Consider the following 25,297-nt stretch of genomic DNA (forward strand, 5'->3'; position numbering starts at 1 on the left):
GGGCGATGTTCCCTGAGGACCTCCGGTACACGAAGGAGCACGAGTGGGCGCGGCGCGAGGATGGGCGGATCCGTGTCGGCATCACCCGGTTCGCCGCCGACCGCCTCAGCGACGTCGTCTTCATCGAGCTCCCCCGTCCCGGCAGCACGGTGACCCAGATGCAGACCTTCGGCGTGATCGAATCGGTGAAGGCCGTCTCTGACCTCTACGCCCCGGTCTCGGGGACGGTCGTCGAGGTGAACACGCAGCTGGCCGAGCGCCCCGAGCTGGTCAACCAGGACCCGTACGGAGCGGGGTGGATGCTGCTCCTGGAACCCAGCGACCCCACGGAGTGGGAGCGCCTGCTGTCGGCGGAGGAGTACCGGCGGCTCGTCGGCGAGGAGGCCTAGCGGTGGCCCGCGCCTGGGTGCCCCACAGGTACCTGCCGCTGACCGAGGCGGACCGCGCGCAGATGCTGGCGACGATCGGTGTGGCCGACGTGGAGGACCTCTTCGCCGACATCCCGGCGAGCGTGCGGCTGCTGCGGGACCTCCGCCTTCCCCCCGCCCCCAGCGACGCCGAGCTGCTGGCGGAGCTGCGCGCGTTCAGCGGCCAGAACGCCGACGCGGACCGCTACGTCTGCTTCCTCGGGGCCGGCGCCTACGACCACTTCATCCCCAGCGTCGTCTGGCACCTGGCCGGGCGCGCGGAGTTCGTCACCGCCTACACCCCCTACCAGGCCGAGCTGATGCAGGGAGAGCTGCAGGCCACCTACGAGTACCAGAGCCTGCTGTGTGCCCTGACCGGCATGGAGGTGGCCAACGCCTCCATGTACGACGGGGCCAGCGCGACCGCGGAGGCGGCCGTCATGGCGCGTGACCTCACGCGGCGCTCCGGCATCCTCCTGTCCACCGCGGTCCACCCCGAGTACCGCCAGGTGCTGCGCACCTACACCGCCCCGCTGGGGCTCACCGTGACCGACCTGCCGCACGAGGGCGGGGTCACGACCCCGCAGGCGGTGCGCGACGCCCTGGACGGCGAGACCGCGGCCGTCGTCGTCCAGCACCCCAACTTCTTCGGCCGCCTGGAGGAGGTGCGGGCGCTGGCGGAGGCCGCCCACGCCGCCGGCGCGTTGTTGGTGGTGGCGGTGGCCGATCCGGTGGCCTACGGGCTGCTGCAGCCGCCGGGGGCGCTCGGCGCCGACATCGTCGCCGGCGAGGGGCAGCCGCTCGGCAACCACCTGAACTTCGGCGGTCCCTACCTGGGCATGCTGGCCACGCGCGAGGCCTTCGTGCGCCGTATGCCCGGACGTCTCGTCGGCGCGACGGTCGACGCGCGTGGCCGTCGCGGCTTCGTCCTCACCCTGCAGACCCGCGAGCAGCACATCCGGCGCGAGCGGGCGACGAGCAACATCTGCACCAACGAGGCCCTCAACGCCCTGGCGGCCGCCGTCTACATGGCGGCGCTGGGGCCGCACGGCCTGCGCCAGGTGGCGGAAGCATGCGTCCGCAAGGCCCACTACGCGCGGGAGCGCCTGTGCGCCCTGCCCGGGTTCGGCCTGGCCTTCCCCGGCCCGACGTTCCACGAGTTCGTCCTCACTTGCCCGCTGCCGCCCGAGCGGCTGAACGACGGGCTCCAGTCCCGAGGGATCCTGGGGGGACTGCCGCTCGGCCCCTGCTACCCGGACCTCGACCACGGCTGGCTCCTCTGCGTGACCGAGATGCGCACCCGGGCGGAGATCGACCGGCTGGTGGAGGCGGTGGCGGAGATCGCCGAGGAGGACGTCCGATGACGGAGCACCACGGGATCGCCTCGGCCGGGGTGAGCGCCCCGCCGCAGGAGGCGCCGCGCCGGCCGGACGCGGACGGGATCCCGCTGCTCATCGAGCAGAGCGCCCCGGGTCGTCGGGCCGCCGCCCCGCCGGCGAGCGACGTGCCCCCCGTGCCGCTCGAGGCCATCCTCCCCCCGGCCGTCCTGCGCCCCACGCCGCCGCCGCTGCCGGAGGTGAGTGAGCTCGACCTGGTGCGCCACTACACCCGCCTCTCCCACCGCAACTACGCGGTGGATCTGGGGTTCTACCCGCTGGGGTCGTGCACGATGAAGTACAACCCCAAGGTCAATGAGGACGCGGCGCGCCTGCCGGGCTTCGCCCGCCTCCACCCCTACACCCCCGGGCCGCTGGCCCAGGGGGCGCTGCGGCTCATGGCGGAACTGGAGGCGATGCTGGCCGAGATTACCGGCATGGACCGTGTCACCTTCCAGCCCGCCGCGGGCGCGCACGGGGAGCTGACGGCGCTCCTGATGGTCCGGGCCTACTTCGCCGACCGCGGGGAGCGTCAGCGCACGCGCGTGGCCGTCCCCGACTCGGCCCACGGCACCAACCCGGCGTCGGCGGCGATGTGCGGCTACGAGGTCCTCACCGTGCCCAGCGACCGGCGCGGCAACATCGACGTCGAGGCGCTGCGGCGCATGGCCGACGGGCGCCTGGCCGCCCTCATGCTCACCAACCCCAACACGCTGGGGCTTTTCGAGGAACGCATCCTCGAGGTGGCCGAGCTGGTGCACGGGGTCGGGGCCCAGCTCTACCTGGACGGCGCGAACTTCAATGCCATGCTGGGGATCACCCGGCCGGGCGACCAGGGGTTCGACCTGATGCACACCAACCTGCACAAGACCTTCAGCACCCCGCACGGTGGCGGGGGGCCGGGCGCGGGGCCGGTGGCGGTGAAGGCCCACCTGGCGCCCTACCTGCCGGTCCCGGTGGTGGAGCGCGACGGCGACGGCTACCGGCTGGACTACGACCGCCCGAAGTCGATCGGCCGCGTGCGGGCCTTCTACGGGAACTTCGCCGTGCTGGTGCGCGCCTACGCCTACATCCGCGCCTACGGACCGCTGCTGCGCCAGGTCTCCGAGGCGGCCGTCCTCAACGCCAACTACCTGCTGGCGCTGCTGCGCGACGCCTTCGACCTTCCCTACGACCGGCCGTGCAAGCACGAGTTCGTCCTCTCCGGCCGGCGGCAGAAGCGGGAGTCCGGGGTCACCACGCGGGACATCGCCAAGCGCCTCCTCGACTACGGCTTCCACGCGCCGACGATCTACTTCCCGCTCATCGTGGAGGAGGCCATCATGGTCGAGCCCACCGAGACCGAGAGCCGCGAGACCCTGGAGGCCTTCGCCCGGGCCATGCTGGCTGTGGCGGAGGAATGCCGCACGCAGCCCGACTTGGTGCGCACCGCCCCGCACACCACGCCCGTGGCGCGGCTGGACGAGGTCACCGCCGCGCGCCGCCCCAACCTGCGCTGGCGGTTGCCGGAAGACCCCCCGGCGTGACGGACGCGCCAGGCGCCGAGCGGGGTGGGGCGGCGGCCAGCGCTGTCGCGCTGACGCTGGAGGCCATCCGGGCGGCGCGCGAGCGCATCGCCCCGCACGTCCTGCGCACGCCCCTCCTGCCCTTCCACCCGCAGCCGGGGATCTGGCTCAAGGTGGAGGGAGTCCAGCCCACCGGCTCCTTCAAGGTGCGGGGGGCGGCGAGCCACCTCACCACGCTGTCACCCGGGCGCGGGGTTATCACCGCCTCTTCGGGCAACCACGGACAGGCGGTGGCCTACGTGGCCGCACGCCTCGGCCGGCCCGCCACGGTGGTCGTCCCCGAGGACGTTCCGGCGGTGAAGGCCGAGGGGATCGCCCGCTGGGGCGCGCGCCTCCTGCGCCACGGGCGCACCAGCGAGGAGCGGATCCGGCTGGCCCTGGACCTGGCCGAGCGCGAAGGGCTGGCCTACGTCCCGCCGTTTGACGACCCGCTGGTCATGGCAGGGCAAGGCACCGTGGGTCTGGAGATCGTGGAGGACCTGCCGGAGGTGCGGGCGGTGCTGGTGCCGGTGAGCGGTGGAGGGCTCATCTCCGGGGTCGCGGTGGCGGTCAAGGGGCTGCGCCCCCAGACGGCCGTCCTGGGCATTGAACCGGCCCTGCTACCCCGGTTTGCCCGCTCCCGCGCCGCCGGACGCCCTGTCCGGCTCCCCTTTGCTCCGACGGTGGCAGACGGCCTGCGCGTCCTGGAGCCCGGTCGCCTCACCTGGGAGGTGACCCGGGTCTGCGTCGACGACTTCGTGGCGGTGCCGGAGGAGGCCATCCTGGAGGCGGTGCGCCGCCTCCTCCTCGAGGCGCGGCTAGTGGTGGAGCCGTCGGGGGCGGTCGGGCTGGCTGCGCTCCTCAGCGGAACCGTCGACGTGCCCCGCGCCGCCGTGATCGTGCTGTCCGGCAGCAACGTGGACCCGGACCTGCTCGCTCGGGTGCTGGCGCGGTCCACGCTCTAACCGGTCGGTCGCTCTCCCCGTCAGCTCCTCGGGCTTCCCTGCGTCAGTTGTGAGCCTGGAGCGTGCTCAGGCTCGGCGCCAAGGAGCTCCTGCGGGTGCGTCCCCTTCAAGATTGCGCTCTGACGCGTCTGGCCCCGCGCGAGGCCGTGTGAGGGAGAAAATCGTACATCTGTTCGCTAAACCAGGGTTGCTGTTCGTACGTGTGTTCGGCATACGCTTGTCCCGACGAGAGGCCACCCTGCCGTGGCAGGCGGCCCGGAGGCCATTCAGGAGGGCCCGGTCCGGGCACGGTTGAGAGGCTCGAGGAGGCAGCAAAGAGATGGGCGGGCGGCTGACCCAGCGTCAGCAGCAGATCCTGCAATACGTCGCCACCTGCATCCGCCGCTCCGGCTACGTCCCCTCGGTCCGCGAGGTGGGCAGGGCGGTGGGGTTGCGCTCCCCGTCCACGGTCCACCAGCACCTGGTGGCGTTGGAACGCAAGGGCTACATCCGCCGGCACGGCGACCGCATGCGGGTGCTCCAGATCACCGACCGCAGCGCGCTGCGTGACCTCGAGGAGACGGTCGCCCTGCCGCTGGTGGGGCGGGTCTCGGCCGGGCTGCCGGTGCTGGCCGAGGAGCACGTGGAGGACATGATCCCTGTGCCCCGGCGCTTCGTGGGGTGGCAGGAGGAGTGCTTCCTGCTCACCGTCCGTGGCGACAGCATGGTCGGGGCGGGGATCCTGCCGGGCGACCTCGTCATCGTCCGCTGCCAGCAGACTGCGCAGCCCGGGGACATCGTCGTGGCGCTCTACGGGGAGGAGGCTACCGTGAAGCGCCTGGCCCGCGAGGGGGAGCAGCTCGTGCTCAGGGCCGAGCACCCGGCCTACCCGGTGCTGCGGGGGACGTTCGAGATCATCGGCAAGGTGGTGGGGCTTCTGCGTGGATACCACGAGGCGCGGGGATGAGCGCGGGGCCGGCGGTCGCCAGACGCCTCGCCTACCGCGCGGCACCGTCGGCGCGGCCGGCGCCCCCGCGCCGGCGGGCGGTGTGGGAGCGGCTCCTGGACGACGAGCAGGCCCTGCGGCTCAAGGCGTTGCTCTTCCTTGTCCTCCTGCTGGTCACCGCCTGGTGGGAAGGTCCCCTCCGGCCTTGACCCGGCTCGACCCACCCCAGGCAGGGCCCTTGCGACGCGGTTGAGCCGGGCCTCTCGACACGTGGGGGGGGTCCCCACCCGGGGCCGTCCCACCCTAGGAGACCACACCGCAGGCGCCGAAGCCCCGCTGCGTGGGCGAGGCCGACGCACGGCCGCACCTGGAGGCCGGGGAGGACGCGCTCCGACGGGAGGCCTGGCCGGAGGCCGAGGCCGCCTTCCGCGAGGCCGTGGCGAAGCACCCCGACTCGGCCGTGGCCTACAGCAAGCTGGGCGTGGCGCTGGCACGGCAGGGCCGGTACGAGGAGGCCCTCCAGGTCCTCCAGGTGGCGGTGGCGCTCAACCCCCGGTACGCCGCCGCCTACAGCAACCTGGGCAACGTCTACCGCGAGCTGGGGCGGCGCGACGAGGCACTGCGCGCCTACGAGCGGGCCATCGAGGTCGACCCGGACTACTGGGTGGCCCACCAGAACCTGGGCGTCCTCTACAAGGAGATGGGGCGCGTCGGCGATGCCGTGCGGGAGTTCAAGAAGGCCACGCGGCTCTCCATGCGTGCGCCCGCCGGTGCCCCCCGTCGCGGCTGCCTGGGGCCGGCTGCGGCCATCGCCCTCCTGGGTGCTGCCCTCCTCCTCACGCCGCTGCTCCTCTCCGCGCGCTGAGGGCCCCCCGCAGGGCACGTTTGGCCCATCAGGGAATGTTGGGCAGCGGGCGGGCGTTACGCTATGGTAGCGGGGGAGCTGCGCGGTGTGCTCCCGTCCGCAGGACGGTGACCGTAGGAGGAGCGAGGGACGCATGGCGAAGCCGACGCACGTCACGGAGGAGACCTTCGAGCGCGAGGTGGTCCAGGCCGACCTGCCGGTCCTGGTGGACTTCTGGGCGGAGTGGTGCGGCCCGTGCCGGATGATCGCTCCCATCGTCGAGGAGTTCGCCAGGGAGTACGAGGGGCGCATGAAGGTCGCCAAGGTGGACGTGGACACCAACCAGGGGCTGGCCATGCGCTTCAACATCATGAGCATCCCCACCCTCGGGCTCTTCAAGGGCGGGCAGCTGGTCGAGCGAATCGTCGGGTACATGCCGAAGGCGGAGCTCAAGCGGCGGGTGGACGCCGCGCTCGCGGCGAGCGTGCGCTGACCGGCCAGGCCCCGAGCGGCCGACCGCACAGGCCCCGCCGGGCCCGGGTCAGGAGGGTCGCGGGGAGGGGGTTTCGGCCACCGAGCGCGGCTCCCAGTGCTCCTCGGGGGTGAGCGCCTCCGCCCCCTGCAGCCAGCGCTCCGCCTCCATCGCCGCCATGCACCCGAAGCCGGCGGCGGTGACCGCCTGGCGGTAGGTGTGGTCATGGACGTCGCCGGCGGCGAAGACGCCCTCCCGGCTCGTGCGCGTCCCCCGGACGACGAGGTAGCCCTGCGGGGTCATCTCCAGCTGCCCCTGGAAGAGGCGGGTGTTCGGGACGTGGCCGATGGCGATGAAGACGCCGTCGGTCCGGAGCACGCTCTCCTCCCCCGTCTGGCGGTCCCGCACCCGGACACCCGTCACCTTCTCGTCGCCCAGGACCTCCACCACCTCGCTGTTCCAACGGAAGCCGATCTTGGGGTGGCGCCGGGCCCGCTCCTGCATGATCGCGCTGGCCCGCAGCCGGTCGCGGCGGTGGATCACCGTGACGGAGCGCGCCAGGTTGGCCAGGTAGAGAGCCTCCTCCATCGCCGTGTCCCCGCCGCCTACGACGACCACGTCCTGGTTGCGGAAGAAGAAGCCGTCGCAGGTGGCGCAGGTGGAGACCCCCCGCCCCAGCAGGCGCTGCTCCGAGGGCAGTCCCAGCATGCGCGGCGAGGCTCCGGTGGCAATGATGAGGGCGGCGGCCAGCACCTCCTCGCCGCTGGCCGTGCGGATGCGGAAGGGCCGGCGCGACAGGTCCACCGCCTCCGCGTCCTCCGAGCGGAACTCCGCCCCCACGCGCTCGGCCTGCAGGCGCATGGCCTGCATGAGGTCCGGGCCCATGATCCCGTCGGGGAAGCCGGGGTAGTTCTCCACCAGGGTGGTGAGCATGAGCTGGCCGCCCGCCTCGCTCCCCTCGATGACCAGCGGCGCCAGGTTCGCCCGGGCGGCGTAGATGGCCGCCGTCAGCCCGGCGGGGCCGCCCCCCAGGATCACCACGCGCCGCACCCGCCCCTCCATTCCCGATTCGATGCCCTCCTCGTCACGCCTGGACAGCGTTGGCCTGGACGACGTGACACCGTGAGCCTACCCGAAACCCGGGCGCGGGGAAATGGCCGCGGGCGCCGGCGCCGGACAGGCGAGGGCCGCGGCGACACCGACCGGCCCGGGCGGGGCGCTGCCGTCGTCCGGCCGCATCACGCCCTCAAACGCCGGACGGCACGGGGCCATTCCCCGGGCCCGTCGTCGTGGCCAGGGCGCGGCAGGTGGTGCAGGCGTGGTGCAGGGCGCCGCGCCCCGGTCCGGAATTGACAATATTATTGTCAGATCCCTTGACAATGGCGCTGACAGTGGGTAGGTAAGGGGTATGGAGGTATGGGGCTGGGCACCACGCTCAGGAAGGCGAGGGCGGGAGGCATGAGGAGTCGGCGGGAGGACACGCCCCTCTACCTCATCAGCATCGCCGCCGACCTGGCGGGGCTCCACCCCCGGACGCTGCGGATCTACGAGGAGAAGGGCCTGCTGGCCCCCCGGCGGCGGAACCGCATCCGCCTCTACTCCGACCGGGACATCGAGCGGGTGCGGCTGATCCGCCACCTGACCCAGGAACTCGGGGTAAACCTGGCCGGGGTGAAGCTCCTCCTCGAGGTCTACGACCGGGAGGAAGCGGGCCGCAGCGGGGACGTGACCTGGATCTTCAGCCGGCGCAGCGTGCGCGTGCGCCGGAGCGGCGAGCGGTGAGTGGCTGAGGACGCGGACGCGAAGGGCGAAGGGAGGGAGGAGCGGTGAGCATCCGGCGGTGGGACCCGTTCGATGAGCTGGCCTCGCTCCGGGAGTCGATGGAGCGGGTCTTCGACGAGTTCTTCACCTCCCGGCGGACGGAGCGGCGCGGAGTCCCGGCGGTCTGGGAGCCGGCGGCCGAGCTGTTCGAGACCGACAGCGAGGTCGTCTTCCGCGCCGAGATGCCCGGCATCGATCCGAAGAGCGTCGACGTGACGGTCTCGGAGGACGCGCTGACGGTGCGGGGCGAGGCGCGCGCCGAGGAGGAGCAGAAGGGCCGCAACTACTACCGCCGCGAGCTGCGCTACGGTTCGTACCAGCGGACGGTGGCGCTGCCGACGGCGGTCCAGGCGGACCAGGCCCGGGCGGCCTACCGGAACGGCATCCTGGAGGTCCGCCTCCCCAAGGCGGAGCGGGCCCGGGCCAAGTCGATCAAGGTGGAGGTCGAGTAACCGTGGCACGCGTCGTCGGCATCGATCTGGGCACGACCAACTCCGTCATCGCCACGATGATCGGTGGCGAGCCCCAGGTGATCCCCAACGCCGAGGGAGGGCGCATCACGCCGTCGGTCGTCGCCTTCACGAAGACGGGGGAGCGCCTGGTGGGCCAGATGGCCAAGCGCCAGGCCATCCTGAACCCGGAGAACACCGTCTACTCCATCAAGCGCTTCATGGGGCGCCGCTACACCGAGGTGGAGACGGAGCGGCGCATGGTCCCCTACAAGGTGGAGGAAGGGCCCAACGGCATGGCCGTGGTGCGCATCCCGGCCGCGGGCAAGACCTTCACCCCCGAGGAGATCTCGGCGATGATCCTCCAGAAGCTGAAGACCGACGCCGAGGCCTACCTGGGGGAGAAGATCACCGAGGCGGTCATCACCGTGCCGGCCTACTTCAACGACGCCCAGCGCACGGCCACGAAGAACGCCGGGGAGATCGCCGGGCTCAAGGTCCTGCGCATCATCAACGAGCCCACGGCCTCGGCGCTGGCCTACGGGCTGGACAAGAAGGGCGCCGAGACGGTGCTGGTCTTCGACCTGGGCGGCGGCACCTTCGACGTGACGATCCTGGAGATCGGCGAGGGGGTCTTCGAGGTCAAGGCCACTTCCGGCGACACGCACCTGGGCGGGGACGACTGGGACGAGCGCATCGTCAACTGGCTCGCCGACGAGTTCCGGCGGGAGCACGGCATCGACCTGCGCAAGGACCGCCAGGCCCTCCAGCGGCTGCGCGAGGCGGCCGAGCGGGCCAAGGTCGAGCTCTCCACCGTGGTGCAGACCACCATCAACCTCCCCTTCATCACCGCCGACGCCACCGGCCCCAAGCACCTCGACTACGTGCTGACCCGGTCCAAGTTCGAGGAGCTGACGGCCGACCTGGTGGAGCGGTGCATCGGGCCGGTGAAGCAGGCGCTCAGCGACGCCAAGATGACGGAGAAGGACATCCACGAGGTCATCCTGGTCGGCGGCGCCACGCGCATGCCGATGATCCAGGAGCTGGTGCGCCGCCTCCTCGGCAAGGAGCCCAACAAGGGGGTCAACCCCGACGAGGTGGTGGCCGTGGGCGCGGCCATCCAGGCCGGGGTGCTGGCCGGGGAGGTGCGCGACGTGGTCCTGCTGGACGTCACCCCGCTCAGCCTGGGCGTGGAGACGCTGGGGGGCGTCATGACGGTGCTCATCCCGCGCAACACCACCATCCCCACGCGCAAGAGCGAGGTCTTCACCACGGCGCAGGACGGCCAGACCCAGGTCGAGGTGCACGTCCTCCAGGGCGAGCGCCCCATGGCGCGCGACAACCGGACGCTGGGGCGCTTCATCCTGGACGGCATCCCGCCGGCGCCGCGGGGCGTGCCGCAGATCGAGGTGACCTTCGACATCGACGCCAACGGCATCCTCAACGTGACGGCCAAGGACCGCGCCACCGGCCGGGAGCAGTCCATCAAGATCACCGGCACCTCCACCCTCTCCAAGGAGGAGGTGGAGCGGATGGTGCGGGAGGCCGAGCGCTACGCCGAGGAGGACCGCCGCAAGCGCGAGCAGGCCGAGCTGCGCAACCGCGCCGACAGCATCGCCTACCAGACCGAGCGCATGCTCCGCGAGGTGGGGGACAAGGTCTCCGCCGAGGAGCGGCAGCGGGTGGAGGCGGCGCTGCGGGAACTGCGCGAGGCCTTCGGCACCGACGACCTGGAGCGCATCCGCCGCGCCAGCGACGCCGTCCAGCAGGCCAGCTACAAGCTGGCGGAGGAGATGTACCGGAAGACCGCGGCCCAGCCGGCCGGGGCGACGGCGGGGCGCCCCGAAGGGGAGAAGCCGGGCGAGGACGTCATCGACGCCGAGTACCGTCGCACGGACGGATGAGGAGCGGGGGCGACGATGACGGAGGAGCGCAAGGCGCCCGAGGAGCTGGCACCACCCAGCGAGCCCCGCGACGAGGTGGCCGCACCGGAGGCGCCGGTGGAGGGGCCGCGGGAGGGCGCGGTCGCCTCACCTGAGGCGACCATCGAGCAGCTGCGCGCCGAGGTGGAGCGCTACCGCGAGGAGGCGGACCACCACTGGCAGCAGTTCCTCCACGCGGCCGCCGACCTGGAGAACTACAAGAAGCAGGCGGCGCGGGCGCGGGAGGAGGCGGTGGCGCGGGCGCGGCGCGAGCTGCTGGCCGTGATCCTGGGAGCGGTGGACAACCTGGAGCGGGCCCGCGCCTACGCCCGAGAGGCGGCGGTGCGGGCGGCGTCGCCTGAGGGGGACGTCACCGCGGCCCTGGCCGGCCTGCAGGAGGGGCTGGAGATCACCCACCGGCAGATCCTCGAGCTCCTGGAGCGGTTCGGGGTGCGGCCGTTTGCGGCCGTCGGCCGGCCCTTCGACCCGCGCCTCCACGAGGCCATCGAGGCCGTGCCGCCCGACGAGGCCCATCCTGCCGGCACGGTGGTCGAGGAGGTGGAGCGCGGGTACCTGATCGGGGAGGACGTGCTGCGCCCCGCGCGGGTCCGGGTGGCCCGCGCGGGCGACGGCGCCTGATCGGGCGCCGCGGCGCCGGGACGGGGCGGCACGGCGGCGGGGAGCACGTCGGGGCGGGCGGAGATGGAGTTCAAGGACTACTACAAGATCCTGGGCGTCGAGCGGACCGCCGACCAGAAGACGATCAGCCAGGCGTTCCGCCGCCTGGCCGCCCAGTACCACCCCGACGTGAACAAGAGCCGGGGGGCGGAGGAGCGCTTCAAGGAGATCAACGAAGCCTACCAGGTCCTCCACGACCCGGAGAAGCGGGCCCGCTACGACCAGATCTACGACGCCTACCAGCGCGGCGGAGTCCCCTGGGAGCAGTTGTTCCGCGGCGCCTACCAGCAGGCGCCCGGCGGCTACACGGTCACCTTCGGGGACCTGGGCGACCTGGAGGACCTGCTGGGCGGGGGCTTCAGCGAGTTCTTCCAGCAGTTCTTCGGGGGGCTGGGTGCGCGCCCGGGCCGCCGCCGCGCGGGGCGCCGGCCCTCCGCCGTGGAGGAGGTGCTGCGCGGGGCGGAGGCGCGGCCGCAGGCGAGCGCGGAGTTGGAGCTCACCCTGGAGGAGGCCTTCCGGGGCGTGCGCAAGCCGGTGACGCTGCAGGTGGACGGGACCACCCGCCGCCTCGACGTCACCGTGCCCCCGGGGGTGCGCGACGGGCAGCGCCTGCGCCTCGGCGGCGCGCTCGACGGCGGCGACCTCTACCTGACCATCCGCATCCGCCCGCACCCGGTCTTCACCCGGCAGGGTGACGACCTGCTGGTGGAGGTGCCGGTCTCGCTCCCCGACGCGCTGCTGGGGGCGGAGGTCGAGGTCCCCACACTGGAGGGGCCGGTGCGCATGCAGATCCCGCCCGAGACGCAGAACGGGCGGACCTTCCGCCTGCGCGGGCTGGGGATGCCCCGGGCCGGTGGCGGACGGGGCGACCAGTTCGTGCGCGTGCGGGTGGTGCTGCCGGAGCGGCTCACCGAGGAAGAGCGGCGGTTCTTCGAGGAGATGCGGCGGCGCCGCGCGGGCGGCGGGCGCGCCCGGGCCGCCGGCAAGGTCTAGGCGCGGGGCGGCGGAGCTGCACGAGCCCAGGGGCAGGGAGGGTTTCGGTCATGGCCAGCCGGTTCGAGCGGTTCACAGAGCGGTCCCAGGAGGCGCTGATCACGGCCCAGCAGGAGGCCCGGCAGCGCCAGCACCCGCAGGTGGACGTGGAGCACCTCCTGCTGGCGCTGGTGGACCAGCCGGACGGCGTCGTCCCCCGCATCCTGCAGGCCATTCAGGTGGATCCGCGCGTGGTGCGCACGCGCCTGGTGCACGAGCTCGACCGCCGGCCGCAGGTGCAGGGGGCGGGCGTGGGCGAGGGGATGTACGTTTCGCCGCGCCTGCAGCGCGTCCTCACCGACGCCCAGGACGCTGCCCAGCGGCTGGGTGACGAGTACATCAGCACGGAGCACCTGCTGCTGGCGGCCGTGCGCGACACCGAGGACCCCGCGGCGCGGCTCCTGGCCGACGCCGGCGCCACCCCGGAGCGGATCCTCCAGGGGTTGCAGCAGGTGCGCGGCCACCAGCGCGTCACCGACCCCCACCCGGAGTCGAAGTACCAGGTGCTGGAGCGGTACGGCCGCGACCTCACCGCCCTGGCCGCCCAGGGCAAGCTCGACCCGGTGATCGGCCGCGACGAGGAGATCCGCCGCGTCATCCACGTCCTCAGCCGGCGCACCAAGAACAACCCGGTGCTCATCGGCGACCCCGGCGTGGGCAAGACGGCCATCGTCGAGGGGCTGGCCCAGCGCATCGTGCGCGGGGACGTCCCCGAAGGGCTCAAGCACAAGCGCATCTTCCAGCTCGACCTGGGGGCGCTGGTGGCCGGGACGAAGTACCGGGGGGAGTTCGAGGACCGCCTGAAGGCGGTGCTGCGGGAGATCCAGCAGAGCCGGGGGGACATCATCCTCTTCATCGACGAGCTGCACACCGTGGTGGGCGCGGGGGCGGCGGAGGGGGCCATCGACGCCGCCAACATGCTCAAGCCCATGCTGGCCCGCGGCGAGCTGCACACCATCGGCGCCACCACCCTGGACGAGTACCGCCGGCACATCGAGAAGGACGCGGCCCTGGAGCGGCGCTTCCAGCCGGTCTTCGTGGGCGAGCCGTCGGTGGAGGACACCATTTCCATCCTGCGCGGCCTCAAGGAGCGGTACGAGGTCCACCACGGGGTCCGGATCACCGACTCGGCGGTGATCGCCGCGGCCGTGCTCTCCGACCGCTACATCAGCGACCGCTTCCTGCCGGACAAGGCCATCGACCTCATCGACGAGGCCGCAGCCCGGCTGCGCATGGAGATCGACAGCAAGCCCCAGGAGCTCGACGAGGTCGACCGGCGCATCATGCAGCTGGAGATCGAGCGGGAGGCGCTACGGCGCGAGGAGGACCCGGCCAGCCGCGAGCGACTGGCCGGGATCGAGCGCGAGCTGGACGAGCTGCGCGCGCGATCAGAGGCCCTCCGCCGGCAGTGGGAGCGGGAGAAGCGGGCCATCCAGGCCATCCGCGAGACCAAGCAGCGCATCGAGGAGACCCGCCGCCAGATCGAGGAGGCGGAGCGGCGCGCCGACCTGGAGCAGGCGGCCCGGCTGCGCTACGGCGTCATCCCCGACCTGGAGCGCCAGCTGCGCGAGCAGGAGGCGGAGCTGGCCCGGGTCCAGGGCGGCCGCCGGCTCCTCAAGGAGGAGGTGACGGCGGAGGACATCGCCGAGGTGGTGGCCCGCTGGACGGGCATCCCCGTACAGCGCCTCATGGAGGGGGAGATGGCCAAGCTCCTCCACCTGGAGGAGCGGCTGCACGAGCGGGTGGTGGGGCAGGACGAGGCGGTGCAGGCGGTGGCGGACGCCATCCGCCGCGCCCGCGCCGGGCTGAAGGACCCGCGCCGCCCCATCGGCTCCTTCCTCTTCCTCGGGCCCACCGGCGTGGGGAAGACGGAGCTGGCCCGCGCCCTGGCCCAGGTCCTCTTCGACGCCGAGGAGGCCATGGTGCGCCTGGACATGTCCGAGTACCAGGAGCGCCACACGGTCAGCCGCCTTATCGGCGCCCCGCCGGGCTACGTGGGCTACGAGGAGGGCGGGCAGCTCACCGAGGCGGTGCGCCGGCGGCCCTACCGGGTGATCCTGCTCGACGAGATCGAGAAGGCCCACCCCGACGTCTTCAACCTCCTCCTGCAGGTGCTGGACGACGGCCGCCTGACCGACGGGCACGGCCGCACGGTGGACTTCAAGAACACCGTGCTGATCATGACGAGCAACCTGGGCAGCCGCTACCTGCTCCACCTCGACCCGGAGGACGAGGCCGGCTACCAGATGGCGCGCGTCCAGGTGCTCGACGAGGTGCGCCGCACCTTCCGGCCGGAGTTCCTCAACCGCATCGACGAGATCATCGTCTTCCGGCCGCTCTCGCGGCCGCAGCTGCGCACCATCGTCGACCTGCAGCTGCGCGACCTGCGCCAGCGGCTCGCCGGGATGAAGGTGGGCCTGGAGGTGACCGAGGCGGCGAAGGACTACCTGGCCCGGGAGGGCTACAGCCCGGAGTTCGGGGCGCGGCCGCTGCGGCGGCTCATCCAGCGGGCGGTGGAGAACCCGCTGGCCCGCCGCATCCTGGCCGGGGAGCTGAAGGAAGGCGACGTGGCCGTGGTGGACCTCCAGGCCGGGGAGCTGGTCTTCACGCGCCGCGAAGCGGTGCCGGCGGCGTCGGGATGAGGGATCCCCGGCGGCCTCCGGGCGGCCTCTGGTAGGATGATCTCGACGCCCGCGGCGCGCGCCGACGCCGCGACGCGTCGGCCGCGACGCAGCCCAACGACCGGGAGGCACGCCGGGTGCTCGAGGTCACCGTCTTCACCAGCGGGGCGGTCCTGCTGGTCCTGGAGATCGTCGCCAGCCGCGTGCTGGCGCCGTTCTTCGGCAACTCCGTCTACGTCTGGGGGAGCCTGATCGGGGTCTTCCTGGCCGGGCTGACCCTCGGCTACTTCGTCGGGGGCCGGGTCGCCGACCGCTGGCCCTCGCCGGTGCTCTTCAGCGCGCTGGTCTTCCTGGCCGGCGCGCTGACCTTCCCCATCCCCTACGTGGCGCGCCCGCTGCTCGGGGCCCTGGTCCTGGCCGGATTCGGCCCCCGTGCCGGCTCGCTGCTGGCCGCCGCCCTCCTCTTCCTCCTGCCGAGCGTGGTCATGGGCACGGTCTCGCCCTTCGCCGTGCGCCTGCGGGCCCGCAGCGTCCTCACCGTCGGCAACGTCGCCGGCGTCCTCTACGCCCTCTCCACGCTGGGCAGCATCCTGGGGACGCTGCTGGCCGCCTTCGTCCTCATCAACGCCTTCGGCGTGCGCGCGATCATCCACGGGCTGGGGATTATCCTCATGCTGCTGGCGGTGGCGGGGCTCCTCACGGCCCGGCGCGCGGTGGCGGCGGCCGCCACCGGCGGGCTGGCGGTGGCCCTGGTGGCCGGCGGGGTGGCGGCTGGTCCGGTGCACGCGCCGGACGGGGTGGTCTTCCAGCGCGACACCGTCTACCACCAGATCACCGTCTCCGACGAGGGGCGGGTCCGCTACCTGAAGCTCGACAACTACTGGCAGAGCGGCCTCGACCTGGACGACCCGCACCGCACCGTCTTCGCCTACAGCGACTACATGCACGCGCCGCTCCTGCTCGTCCCGCGGCCGGAGCGGGTGGCGCTCATCGGGCTCGGCGGCGGCACCGTGCCGCGCCGGTTCGTCGAGGACTACCCGCAGGTGCAGGTGGACGTGGCCGAGCTCGACCCGGAGGTGGTCGCCGCCGCCTACCGGTACTTCGACCTGCCGCGCACCCCGCGGCTGCGCGTCATCGCGCAGGACGGCCGCCTCTTCCTCTTCACCACCCCGACGCGCTACGACCTCATCCTCCTGGACGCCTACCTGATCGACACCATCCCCTTCCACCTGGCCACGCGGGAGTTCTTCGAGCTCGTCGCCGCGCGCCTGCGGCCGGGCGGGGTGGCGGCCAGCAACGTCATCGGCGCCCTGGACGGCCCCGACAGCCGCCTCTTCCGCGCCATCTACAGGACCTTCCGCACCGTCTTCCCCACGGTCTACGTCTTCCCGGTCGGGTGGCACGCCTACGGCAGCGCGGCGTCGGTGCGGAACATCATCATCGTCGGTACCCACGGGGCGCCGCTCGACGCCGCGGCGCTGCGCGCGCGGGGGGCGGCCCTGGCGGGGACGGTGGTGCGGGTGCCGGGCTTCCCCGACGTGGTGGCCAGCCTCTACCCGCACCCCGTCCGCACCGAGGACGTGCCGCTCCTCACCGACGACCACGCCCCGGTGGACGCGCTGATCCCGCGGCGGTGAGCGGGCGGTGGCCATCCTCAAGCTCTACGAGGGGGACGTCGTCCGCACCCGCAGGCCGCACCCCTGCGGCAGCGACACCTGGCAGGTGGTCCGGCTGGGGGCCGACGTGCGCATCACCTGCACGGGGTGCGGGCGCAGCGTGCTGGTGCCGCGGGTGAAGCTGGAGCGGCGCATCCGGCAGTTCGTCCGCCGCGGTCCGGGCTACCGCCCCGACTAGCCGGTGGCCCTCCGGGCGGGGCTGGTCGGGTTGCCCAACGCGGGAAAGTCCACGCTGCTGAACGCGCTCTCCCAGGCCCGCGCGGCCACCGCTCCCTACCCCTTCACGACCATCGACCCCAACCGCGGGGTGGCCTCCGTCCCGGATCCGCGTCTGGAGGCGCTCGCCCGGGTCCTCCGTCCGGCGCGGGTCGTCCCCGCCACCGTCGAGGTCGTCGACATCGCCGGGCTCGTACGTGGCGCCTCGCGGGGCGAGGGGCTTGGCAACCAGTTCCTGGCCCACGTGCGCGAGGCGGACGTCCTCCTGCACGTCGTGCGCCTCTTCGCCGCGCCCGAGGTGGCGCACGTAGAGGGGGCGATCGACCCGGTGCGGGACGCCGAGATCGTCGAGGCGGAGCTGCTCCTGGCCGACCTAGCCCAGGTGGAGCGGCTGCGGGAGCGCGCCGGCCCGCGGGCGCGCAGCGGCGATGTGGCCGCACGGGCGGAGGTGGAGGTGCTCGACCGCCTGAGGGAGGCGCTGGCCCGGGGGATCCCGGCGCGCCACGCGCTGGAGGGGGAGGAGCTGGCCCGTCTGGCCCCCTGGCGCCTCCTCACCGCCAAGCCGGTGCTCGTCGTGGCGAACGTGGACGGGGCGGCCTCGAGCGCGGCCCTCGAGGGGCTGCAGCGTCACGCCGAGGCACAGGGGGCGCGCCTCGTTGCCCTGGACGCCCGCCTGGAGGCCGACCTGGCCGAGCTCCCCGCGGAGGAGGCGGCGGAGTTCCGCCGTGCCCTGGGCGTCGACGAGAACGCCTCCGGCGTCGGCCGCCTGCTGCGGGCGACCTACGAGCTGCTGGAGCTCATCACCTTCTTCACCGTCCTCTCCCAGGAGGTGCGGGCCTGGCCGCTGCGCCGGGGCGCCACGGCGCTCGAGGCGGCGGGGCGGATCCACACGGACATGGCACGGGGGTTCATCCGGGCCGAGGTGGTGCCCTGGGAGGGGCTCGTGGCGGCGGGCAGCCTCGAGGCGGCGCGGGAGCGGGGGCTCCTCCGCGCGGAGGGGCGGGGATACGTGGTGCAGGACGGCGACATCCTCACGATCCGGTTCGCCGTATAGGAGGAGATCTGCCCGGTTTGCGCGAAACCTACCCGACAGCCATCATGCCGACATCCTGACATGCCGTCATTGCCGGGCTCAACCCGCCTCAAACCCGACCGCCCCGCTGTGGGCTGGACGCCCCGGCCCGTCTCCGCCCAGCCCCTCAGCCTCGTCCCCAAGTACCACCAGGTGCGCGCGGACATCGAGCGGCAGATCGCCGCGGGGACCCTGGCCCCGGGGACGTTGCTGCCCCCCGAGCGGGACCTGATGCGGGCGTACGGGGTGAGCCGGATCACGTTGCGGGAGGCGCTGCGCCCGCTCCTGCTCCAGGGGACGCTCGTCTCGGTGCGGGGACGCGGCATCATGGTGGCCCAGCCCACCATCCGCCAGGCCGGGGACGTGCTGGTCTCCTTTACCGACGTGCTGCGCTCCCAGGGGCTGGAACCCGGCATCGGGCAGGTGGAGATCACGGTGGAGCCGGCGCCTCCCGAGGTGGCCGCCGGGCTGCGCCTGCCGCCGGCGACCCCCGTCGCCCGGGTGGCCAGGGTGCGCACCGCAGGGGGTCGGCCGGTCAACTACAGCGTCTCGCACCTACCGGCCTCGGCGGTCCCTGGGCTCGAGGTCGCCCGGCTGGCAGCGGTGGGATCGCTCTACCACCTCCTCCGCCAGGACTACGGCCTGGAGGTCGCCCGGGCCGAGGACGAGATGTGGGCCCGGGGGGCCACGCGGCGGGAGGCGGCCTTGCTGGGCATCCGCGCCCGCGCTCCCGTCCTCATCCTGCGGCGCCTGGCCCTGCTCAGGAACGGCGAGCCCATCGAGCACGGGATCTCGGTGATCCGCTCCGACATCTACCGGTACGGGGTCCGGCTGGCGGCGCCGCCGGTCGGCGGAGGCTAGACGGTGACGCGTGCGGAGGCGGGTGGCGGCGCCGAGCAGGGCGTAGGCGTAGCCCGCCGGGCCGCCGAGATCCTGGACGACCTGCGCCTGCTGCGGATCCGGGGCGGGAGCGCCATCGGCCGGGCGGCATTCACCGCGCTGGCACTGGCGGCGGCGGAAGGGCCCGACGACCCCGCCGCGCTGGGTGCGCACGTGCTCGACGTGGGACGGGAGCTGCTGGCCCTGGCCCCCGTCATGGCCACCGTCGCCCGCGTCGTCCACGACGCCGAGGCCATCGTGGAGGAGGAGCTTGGCCGGGGCGCCCCCGCATCCCAGGTCCGGGCGCGCCTTCAGGCCTGGGCAGAGCGGAGCGTCCGGCGGTCTGAAGCCGACATGGCCCGCCTGGCCGAAGTGGGGGCGCGCCTCGTGGGGTCGGGACGAACGCTGGTGACGCACAGCTTCAGCGACACCGTCCTGCGGGTCCTCACCCACGTCGCGCGCGCCGGGGCGACGGTGCGGGTGGTGGTAACCGAGTCCCGCCCCCTCTTCGAGGGCCGGCGCCTGGCCGAGGCGGTGGCGGCGCTCGGGCTGCCCTGCGAGCTGATCCCAGACGCCGCCATGGGCGTGCGGGTGCGGGGGGCGGACCTGGTCATGGTCGGCGCGGACGCCGTCCTCCCCTCGGGGGCCTTCCTGAACAAGACCGGCACCTACCTGCTGGCGCTCGCCGCAGCGGCTGCCGGTGTCCCTGTCTACGTGGCGGCAGAGACGACGAAGGTGGACCCGCGGGCCGCCCTGGGGTGGCCCGTGCCCGTGCCCGACCGCCCGGCGGCAGAGGTGTTGGGCGAGTGGACGCCGCCGCCAGGGCTCATCGTCTGGAACCGCTTCTTCGAGACCACGCCGGCCAGGCTGGTGGAGGCCTTCGTCACGGAGCGCGGCGTGTTGAGCCCGGCGGCGATGGCGGCCTCGGCCCGGGCCGACGAGGCGTAACTGCGGGCGATGCCGGGGGTGGACCTCTACGACCGCATCCTGGGCAGCCTGGCTGCCGGCGTGATCGGCGACGCCATGGGCGCGGCCACGGAGCAGCGCAGCTTCGAAGAGATCGTGCGCCTCTTCGGGGGCCCGGTGCGCGAGTTCCACCGTCCGCCACCGGACAGCCCCTTCGCGGGGGGGCGCGAGGCCGCCCAGATCACGGACGACGCGGGGCAGATGTTGGCCATGGCCCGGGCGCTGATCGAGACCGGAGGCGTCCTCAGCGTCGAGGCCGTGGCCCGTCACCTGCTGCGCTGGGCGGAGGATCCCGAGGTCTTCCGGCGGTTCGCCGGCCCCACCACGCGCGCGGCCATCGAGGCGATGCGCGAGGGGGTCCCGCCGCTGGAAGCGGGACGGCGCGGGCGCCTCACCAGCGTGGGCACGAGCAACGGCGCGGCCATGCGGGTGGCCCCCGCCGGACTGGCGCACCCCGGTGACATCGACGGCGCGGTGCATGATGCGGTGGTGATGTGCCTGCCTACCCACGCCACCCAGCTGGCCATGGCGGGCGCGGCCGCTGTGGCCGCCGGCGTGGCCCAGGCGCTCACCCCGGACGCCGACGTCTACAGCGTGGTGCGCGCGGCCTTTGCCGGTGCGGAGCAGGGCGAGGCGTCGGGGCGGCGCGAGGGGCGGGTGGTGGCAGGGCCGTCGGTGCAGCGGCGCATGGAGCTGGCGGTGGCGCTGGCGTTGCGCCACTCCGACCTGCTGGAGGCGGTGCAGGCGATCCACGCCGTGGTGGGCAGCGGGCTGCACATTGCCGAGGCCGTCCCCGCCGCCGTGGGCGTCTTCGTGGCGGCGGGCGGGGACCCGCTGGAGGCGATCATGGGGGCGGTGAACATCGGGGACGACACCGACACGGTGGCCATCATCGCCGGCAGCCTAGCCGGAGCGCTGCGGGGGGCCCGGGCCCTGCCGGCCGACCTCATCGAGCGCGTCGAGCGCGCCAACGCGCTCGACCTGCGCGCGGTGGCCCGCGAGCTGACGGCGCTGGCCGAGCGGGCCCGAGTCCCCAGCGCCCGCTAGGGCGCTGCGGGCCGTCCGTGACCGTACCGTGGCGGGCGGTTCGGGAGGGGAGGTGAGAGGGGTCTCGTCGTCTAGGCGGAGGAGGGAAGGAGGTCGAGACGATGTGGGTGCGAGTGTGGGGAGGCCTCACGGCCCTGCTCGTCGCCGTGGTCGCCGGTGCGCTGGTGGCGAGCACGGTGCTGCCGGTCCGGGCGTCCCCCCGACAGGCTGAGGAGGCGGCCGCGGCCGGCGGGGCGGTGGCGCAGGCGGCGCGGCCGCGCGTCGTGCTCAAGTTCCTGACCATCACCGACGACGCCCAGATCAACGCCTGGAAGGAGATCCTCCAGGAGTTCCGCAAGATCGAGGGCGGGAAGTGGGCCCACGTGGACCTGGCCTTCGAGTCGGTGCCGTTCCAGGACCTCTTCCCCAAGATCGAGAGCGCTGTGGCCGCGGGCGCCCAGATGGACCTGGTGCAGTCCGATGGCCCCGACATGAAGCACTACGCCTTCTACCGCAGCCTGGTGCCGCTGGGCCGCTACTTCACCCCGGAGGAGCTCAAGCAGTGGCTGCCGCAGTCCGTCGAGGAAGGCAGCTTCCGCGGCGTGCTCTACGGCCCGCCGATGATGCAGTCCTGCTCACTGATGATGTACAACCGACAGATGACCGACGCCGCCGGCATCAAGCCGCCCACGACGCTGGGGCGGAGCTGGACGATGCGCCAGGCGCTCACCGCGTGGCAGAAGACCACCCGCCGCCCCGCCGGCTCCAGCGTCCCCACGGTGTGGGGGCTGCGCTGGGGGCAGGGGACGTGGGTCGGCGACTACGAGCACGGGATCTTCCGGCGGTCGAACGGGGCCAAGGGGTCCAAGACCTTCCAGGGCATGGGCCCGGACGGGGTTACCTTCGTCGGCTACTTCGACACGCCCGAGGCCGTCGAGGCGATGCAGTTCTACCAGGACCTGCACCGCCGCTACCGGGTGACGCCCATCGAGCCGATCCCGCAGATCTTCGAGACGCGCAAGGCCGCCTTCATGGTGACGCCCGACAACCGCATCGGGGAGCTCAACCGCCTCTACGGGGAAGGGAAGTTCCCCTGGGGCGTGACCGGCATCCCCTACTTTAAGACCCAGCTCTGCCACACCGGGAGCTGGCACTACGGGATCTCGCCGAACACGCGCCACCTGGAGGAGGCGGTGGCATTCGTGAAGTTCGCCAGCAGCGACGCGGGGGCGCGCATCTGGTACAAGCACGTGCGCCAGCTCCCCGCCAACGTCAACCTGCTCAACAGCCTGCCCGAATACCGGCCGGGCGGGCGGCAGCACATGTGGTTCGAGGCGATGCAGCGGATCGGGGTGCCGCGCATCCAGACCCCCGGCTACACCGAGTACCAGCAGGTCTTCGCCGAAGTGACCCTCAACATCATCGCCGGCGCCGACGTCGCCCAGCAGATGAAGGCCGGAGCCCAGCGCATCCAGGGCCTGCTGGCCAAGTACCGGGGCTGGAACCGCTAGCCCCACGCGCGGGGCCGCCCACGGGGCGGCCCCGCGCACCGCGGAGGAGCGCACGCGCCCAGAGGGCCAGGTGAGCGTCGCCACGCCCGCCCTCCCCGTCCCGCGCCGGTGGTGGACCGCCCGCCGCCGCGGCTACCTACTGGCCTTCCTGTTCATCGCCCCCGCCCTGGTGAACTTCCTCGTCTTCCGCTACCTGCCGATCCTGGCGGCGCTGCGGTCGAGCCTCTGGCAGTACAGCCTGCTGGGCGGGTACGGGACGTTCATCGGTCTGGGCGCTTACGGGCGCATGCTCGAGGACCCGATCTTCTGGACCTCGCTGCGGGTGACCGCGCTCTACGTCCTGCTCAAGGTGCCGGCGCAGGTGGCGCTCAGCCTGCTCTTCGCCGTCCTGCTCCAGCGGGAGACGCGCTTCGCCGCCCTGGTCCGCTCGGCCGTCTTCGCCCCCGTGGTGGCCTCCATCGTCGTCGTCTCGGTGATCTGGGCGCTGATGTACCACGTGCAGCTGGGGCTGCTGAACAGCATCCTCACCAGCCTGGGCCTGCCGCGGATCGCCTTCCTCTCCAACCCGCAGCTGGCGCTCGTGGCCATTGTCGTCATGATGGTCTGGAAGGAGCTCGGCTTCAGCATGATCATCCTCATGGCGGGGCTGAAGGGCATCCCCGACATGTTCTACGAGGCGGCACGCATCGACGGGGCCAGCCCCTGGCAGCAGTTCCGGGCCATCACCCTGCCCCTGCTGCGCCGGGTGCTGATGTTCGTCCTCGTCACCCAGACGATCTTCTCCTTCCAGGTCTTCGTCCCCGTCTACACCATGACCCGCGGCGGGCCGCTGGACGCGACGAAGGTCATCGTCTACTACATCTACCAGAACGGCTTCCTCTTCCAGGACATGGGGTACGCCGCGGCCATCTCCATGGTGACGCTGGCCATCCTGCTGGTGGTGAGCGGCGTGCAGATGCGGCTGCTGCGCAGCGAGGTGGAGTACTGATGTCCTCCGGGCCTGTGGCCGAAGCCCGCGCGGTCCTGCCGGCCCGGCGAGGGGCGGGGACGGCGGCGTTCCTGGCCCGCTGGGCGCGCGCGGCCGGGCGGGACTGGTGGTGGTACCTCACCGGGGTCGTCATCCTGGTCCTCTACGTCACGCCCTTCGCCTGGATGATCCTGGGGAGCCTGCGGCGGGAAGTGGAGATCTTCGAGTACACCTACCCGCTGACCTGGCGCACCTTCGTCCCCGTGGAGTGGACGCTGAAGAACTTCCTCGACGTGCTCGGTCTCTCCCCGGAGGGGCGGGCCTTCGGGCTGAACTTCGGCCGGGCCCTGGCGGTGACGGCCTTCGTCTCGGCGGCCGTCGTACTCAGCTCGCTGGTGGTGAACACCATGGGCGCCTACTTCTTCGCCCGCCTGGACTTCCCGCGCAAGGAGGCGCTGCTGCTCGTCGTCATCGCCACCATGCTCATCCCCTTCGAGGCAGTGATGGTGCCGCTCTACATCGTCGTGCGGGCGCTGGGGGTGCAGGACACGGTGTGGGCCCTCGTCCTCCCCTGGTACGCCAGTCCCTTCGTCATCTTCGCCCTGGTTCAGTTCTTCAAGGAGATCCCGCGGGAGCTGGACGAGGCCGCCATCATCGACGGGGCCTCCTTCTTCGGGGTGCTGCGCCACGTCATCGTCCCCAACGCCGTCCCCGGGCTGGTGACCACGGCGCTGCTGGAGTTCCAGTTCATCTGGAACCTCTTCTACTGGCCGCTCATCGCCGTGGGGCGCAAGGAGCTGCAGACGATCCAGGTGGCCATCGCCCAGCAGACGACGCAGACGCAGATCTACTGGGGGCGCATCTTCGCCGGCTCGGTGCTGGCCTCGGTCCCCATCATCCTCCTCTTCCTCCTGATGCAGCGCTACTACGTCCGCGGCGTCGTCCTCTCCGGGGTCAAGGGGTAGGCCATGGCCCCCCGGCGGGTGCTCATCGACACCGACCCCGGCGTGGACGACACCATGGCCATCCTCCTGGCCCTGGCCTCGCCCGAGGTCGTGGTGGAGGGCCTCACGGTGGTCTACGGCAACACCGACGCGGAGCAGTGCGCCCGCAACGCCCTGGCCGTGCTGGAGGTGGCGGGCCGGCCCGACCTGCCGGTGGCGGTGGGCGCCCGGCGCCCCCTCCTGCGGCCCTACACCGGCCGCGGCCGGCAGGTGCACGGGGCGGACGGACTGGGGGAGACCGGCCTCGGGGCCGGCCGGCCCGTCCCCGAGGGGAACGCCGTGGAGTTCCTCATCGCCCGCGCCCGGGAGGCCCCGGGCGAGCTGACGGTGCTGGCGCTGGGCCCGCTGACCACCCTGGCCCTGGCCGTGAGCGTGGAGCCGCGCCTGGCGCAGTGGGTGCGCGAGGTGGTCCTCATGGGCGGCGGGGTGCGCGAACGGGGGAACGCCACCCCCGTGGCCGAGGCGAACTTCCACAACGACGCCGAGAGCGCCCGCATCGTCCTCCACGCCGGCTGGCCGGTCACCATGGTGGGGCTGGACGTTACCCACCGCGTGATCATGACGCCGGCGCACCTGGCGCGGCTGGCCGCCGCCCGCACGCCGGTGACCGAGCTGATCGGGGCGATCACCCCCTTCTACCTGCGCGCCGCCCGCCAGTTCGCCGGCATCGACGGGTTCTTCGTGCACGACCCCACCGCCGTCACCTACCTGCTCCGCCCCGAGTGGTTCACCACGCAGGAGCTCTACGTCGACGTGGTCACCGACAGCGAGCGGGCGCGCGGCCAGACCATCGCGGACTTCCGCGGGCAGTGGGGACAGCCGCCCAACGTGCGTGTCTGCCTGGAGGTGGACGCGGAGCGCGAGCTGGCCCTCTACCTCGAGCGGGTGACCGCCTACCGCCCGGGTGCCGCCCCGTCATGAGCG

General features: G+C 72.9%; 25 protein-coding genes. 24 read left to right on the forward strand and 1 reads right to left on the reverse strand.

Annotated elements, in window-relative coordinates; genetic code table 11:
* Positions 1–5 precede the first annotated feature (5 nt).
* The 8 genes from gcvH (at position 6) to trxA (ending at position 6,554) form a co-directional block, all read left to right on the forward strand.
* On the forward strand, positions 6–389 hold the full coding sequence (gcvH, locus tag RB146_08020; GenBank protein MDQ7828927.1) for a glycine cleavage system protein GcvH: 384 nt from the start codon (positions 6–8) through the stop codon (positions 387–389).
* A gap of 62 nt (positions 390–451) precedes the next feature.
* Entirely contained in the window at positions 452–1,771 is a 1,320-nt protein-coding gene (gene gcvPA, locus RB146_08025; GenBank protein ID MDQ7828928.1) for an aminomethyl-transferring glycine dehydrogenase subunit GcvPA, read from the forward strand.
* Positions 1,768–3,309 carry an aminomethyl-transferring glycine dehydrogenase subunit GcvPB gene (gcvPB, locus tag RB146_08030; GenBank protein ID MDQ7828929.1) on the forward strand — a complete coding sequence of 514 codons (1,542 nt, stop codon included), beginning with the start codon at positions 1,768–1,770 and terminating at the stop codon, positions 3,307–3,309. The genes gcvPA and gcvPB overlap by 4 nt, the downstream gene beginning before the upstream one ends.
* A complete protein-coding gene (locus RB146_08035; GenBank protein MDQ7828930.1) occupies positions 3,306–4,292 on the forward strand; it encodes a threonine/serine dehydratase in 987 nt (328 codons plus the stop codon). Before gcvPB ends, RB146_08035 begins: the two co-directional genes overlap by 4 nt.
* A gap of 319 nt (positions 4,293–4,611) precedes the next feature.
* Positions 4,612–5,238, forward strand: coding sequence for a transcriptional repressor LexA (lexA, locus tag RB146_08040; GenBank protein MDQ7828931.1), 627 nt, complete (start codon positions 4,612–4,614; stop codon positions 5,236–5,238).
* On the forward strand, positions 5,235–5,426 hold the full coding sequence (locus RB146_08045) for a hypothetical protein (GenBank protein ID MDQ7828932.1): 192 nt from the start codon (positions 5,235–5,237) through the stop codon (positions 5,424–5,426). Before lexA ends, RB146_08045 begins: the two co-directional genes overlap by 4 nt.
* Before the next feature lie 131 nt (positions 5,427–5,557).
* Positions 5,558–6,082, forward strand: a complete 525-nt coding sequence (locus tag RB146_08050) for a tetratricopeptide repeat protein (protein ID MDQ7828933.1) — start codon at positions 5,558–5,560, stop codon at positions 6,080–6,082.
* A gap of 133 nt (positions 6,083–6,215) precedes the next feature.
* Complete coding sequence (gene trxA, locus RB146_08055) at positions 6,216–6,554, forward strand: thioredoxin (protein MDQ7828934.1); 339 nt, start codon at positions 6,216–6,218, stop codon at positions 6,552–6,554.
* 48 nt (positions 6,555–6,602) lie between these two features.
* Here trxA and trxB read toward each other — a convergent pair whose 3' ends face one another.
* Positions 6,603–7,595 carry a thioredoxin-disulfide reductase gene (gene trxB / locus RB146_08060; GenBank protein ID MDQ7828935.1) on the reverse strand — a complete coding sequence of 331 codons (993 nt, stop codon included), beginning with the start codon at positions 7,593–7,595 and terminating at the stop codon, positions 6,603–6,605.
* A gap of 396 nt (positions 7,596–7,991) precedes the next feature.
* Between trxB and RB146_08065 the strand changes: the two genes are divergently transcribed.
* The 16 genes from RB146_08065 (at position 7,992) to RB146_08140 (ending at position 25,294) form a co-directional block, all read left to right on the forward strand.
* Positions 7,992–8,315 (forward strand): MerR family transcriptional regulator, encoded by a 324-nt coding sequence (locus RB146_08065; GenBank protein ID MDQ7828936.1) that lies wholly within the window; start codon positions 7,992–7,994, stop codon positions 8,313–8,315.
* Positions 8,316–8,359: 44 nt separating this feature from the next.
* Complete coding sequence (locus tag RB146_08070; protein MDQ7828937.1) at positions 8,360–8,806, forward strand: Hsp20/alpha crystallin family protein; 447 nt, start codon at positions 8,360–8,362, stop codon at positions 8,804–8,806.
* 2 nt (positions 8,807–8,808) lie between these two features.
* Positions 8,809–10,707 (forward strand): molecular chaperone DnaK, encoded by a 1,899-nt coding sequence (dnaK, locus tag RB146_08075; protein ID MDQ7828938.1) that lies wholly within the window; start codon positions 8,809–8,811, stop codon positions 10,705–10,707.
* Positions 10,708–10,722: 15 nt separating this feature from the next.
* The gene (locus RB146_08080) at positions 10,723–11,364 is read left to right on the forward strand and encodes a nucleotide exchange factor GrpE (GenBank protein MDQ7828939.1); all 642 of its coding nucleotides are present in this window, start codon (positions 10,723–10,725) and stop codon (positions 11,362–11,364) included.
* Between the two features lie 63 nt (positions 11,365–11,427).
* Positions 11,428–12,396, forward strand: coding sequence for a DnaJ C-terminal domain-containing protein (locus RB146_08085; GenBank protein ID MDQ7828940.1), 969 nt, complete (start codon positions 11,428–11,430; stop codon positions 12,394–12,396).
* Between the two features lie 50 nt (positions 12,397–12,446).
* Entirely contained in the window at positions 12,447–15,077 is a 2,631-nt protein-coding gene (clpB, locus tag RB146_08090; GenBank protein MDQ7828941.1) for an ATP-dependent chaperone ClpB, read from the forward strand.
* 116 nt (positions 15,078–15,193) lie between these two features.
* On the forward strand, positions 15,194–16,693 hold the full coding sequence (locus RB146_08095; protein MDQ7828942.1) for a fused MFS/spermidine synthase: 1,500 nt from the start codon (positions 15,194–15,196) through the stop codon (positions 16,691–16,693).
* A 7-nt stretch (positions 16,694–16,700) separates the two neighbouring features.
* A complete protein-coding gene (locus RB146_08100) occupies positions 16,701–16,910 on the forward strand; it encodes a DUF951 domain-containing protein (GenBank protein MDQ7828943.1) in 210 nt (69 codons plus the stop codon).
* 3 nt (positions 16,911–16,913) lie between these two features.
* Positions 16,914–18,002: a redox-regulated ATPase YchF gene (ychF, locus tag RB146_08105; protein MDQ7828944.1), complete on the forward strand. Its 1,089-nt coding sequence runs from the start codon at positions 16,914–16,916 to the stop codon at positions 18,000–18,002.
* Positions 18,003–18,110: 108 nt separating this feature from the next.
* Positions 18,111–18,881, forward strand: coding sequence for a GntR family transcriptional regulator (locus RB146_08110; GenBank protein ID MDQ7828945.1), 771 nt, complete (start codon positions 18,111–18,113; stop codon positions 18,879–18,881).
* 3 nt (positions 18,882–18,884) lie between these two features.
* Positions 18,885–19,847 (forward strand): hypothetical protein, encoded by a 963-nt coding sequence (locus RB146_08115; GenBank protein MDQ7828946.1) that lies wholly within the window; start codon positions 18,885–18,887, stop codon positions 19,845–19,847.
* A 9-nt stretch (positions 19,848–19,856) separates the two neighbouring features.
* Positions 19,857–20,912: an ADP-ribosylglycohydrolase family protein gene (locus tag RB146_08120; GenBank protein ID MDQ7828947.1), complete on the forward strand. Its 1,056-nt coding sequence runs from the start codon at positions 19,857–19,859 to the stop codon at positions 20,910–20,912.
* Positions 20,913–21,013: 101 nt separating this feature from the next.
* On the forward strand, positions 21,014–22,402 hold the full coding sequence (locus RB146_08125) for an extracellular solute-binding protein (GenBank protein ID MDQ7828948.1): 1,389 nt from the start codon (positions 21,014–21,016) through the stop codon (positions 22,400–22,402).
* 70 nt (positions 22,403–22,472) lie between these two features.
* Positions 22,473–23,390: a sugar ABC transporter permease gene (locus tag RB146_08130; protein MDQ7828949.1), complete on the forward strand. Its 918-nt coding sequence runs from the start codon at positions 22,473–22,475 to the stop codon at positions 23,388–23,390.
* A complete protein-coding gene (locus tag RB146_08135; GenBank protein MDQ7828950.1) occupies positions 23,390–24,334 on the forward strand; it encodes a carbohydrate ABC transporter permease in 945 nt (314 codons plus the stop codon). The genes RB146_08130 and RB146_08135 overlap by 1 nt, the downstream gene beginning before the upstream one ends.
* 3 nt (positions 24,335–24,337) lie before the next feature.
* Entirely contained in the window at positions 24,338–25,294 is a 957-nt protein-coding gene (locus RB146_08140) for a nucleoside hydrolase (protein ID MDQ7828951.1), read from the forward strand.
* Positions 25,295–25,297: the final 3 nt, after the last annotated feature.

This window comes from Armatimonadota bacterium (assembly GCA_031081585.1).
Classification (GTDB): Bacteria; Sysuimicrobiota; Sysuimicrobiia; order Sysuimicrobiales; family Humicultoraceae; genus Geohabitans; species Geohabitans tengchongensis.

Excerpts from the sequence above, each read along its gene's own strand:
- RB146_08080 (MDQ7828939.1), top strand. The coding sequence starts at position 10,723 with ATGACGGAGGAGCGCAAGGCGCCCGAGGAGCTGGCACCACCCAGCGAG.
- RB146_08135 (MDQ7828950.1), top strand. The coding sequence starts at position 23,390 with ATGTCCTCCGGGCCTGTGGCCGAAGCCCGCGCGGTCCTGCCGGCCCGG.
- lexA (MDQ7828931.1), top strand. The coding sequence starts at position 4,612 with ATGGGCGGGCGGCTGACCCAGCGTCAGCAGCAGATCCTGCAATACGTC.
- trxB (MDQ7828935.1), bottom strand. The coding sequence starts at position 7,595 with ATGGAGGGGCGGGTGCGGCGCGTGGTGATCCTGGGGGGCGGCCCCGCC.
- trxA (MDQ7828934.1), top strand. The coding sequence starts at position 6,216 with ATGGCGAAGCCGACGCACGTCACGGAGGAGACCTTCGAGCGCGAGGTG.
- RB146_08085 (MDQ7828940.1), top strand. The coding sequence starts at position 11,428 with ATGGAGTTCAAGGACTACTACAAGATCCTGGGCGTCGAGCGGACCGCC.
- RB146_08065 (MDQ7828936.1), top strand. The coding sequence starts at position 7,992 with ATGAGGAGTCGGCGGGAGGACACGCCCCTCTACCTCATCAGCATCGCC.
- gcvPB (MDQ7828929.1), top strand. The coding sequence starts at position 1,768 with ATGACGGAGCACCACGGGATCGCCTCGGCCGGGGTGAGCGCCCCGCCG.
- clpB (MDQ7828941.1), top strand. The coding sequence starts at position 12,447 with ATGGCCAGCCGGTTCGAGCGGTTCACAGAGCGGTCCCAGGAGGCGCTG.
- RB146_08120 (MDQ7828947.1), top strand. The coding sequence starts at position 19,857 with ATGCCGGGGGTGGACCTCTACGACCGCATCCTGGGCAGCCTGGCTGCC.
- RB146_08140 (MDQ7828951.1), top strand. The coding sequence starts at position 24,338 with ATGGCCCCCCGGCGGGTGCTCATCGACACCGACCCCGGCGTGGACGAC.
- RB146_08125 (MDQ7828948.1), top strand. The coding sequence starts at position 21,014 with ATGTGGGTGCGAGTGTGGGGAGGCCTCACGGCCCTGCTCGTCGCCGTG.
- RB146_08045 (MDQ7828932.1), top strand. The coding sequence starts at position 5,235 with ATGAGCGCGGGGCCGGCGGTCGCCAGACGCCTCGCCTACCGCGCGGCA.
- gcvPA (MDQ7828928.1), top strand. The coding sequence starts at position 452 with ATGCTGGCGACGATCGGTGTGGCCGACGTGGAGGACCTCTTCGCCGAC.
- gcvH (MDQ7828927.1), top strand. The coding sequence starts at position 6 with ATGTTCCCTGAGGACCTCCGGTACACGAAGGAGCACGAGTGGGCGCGG.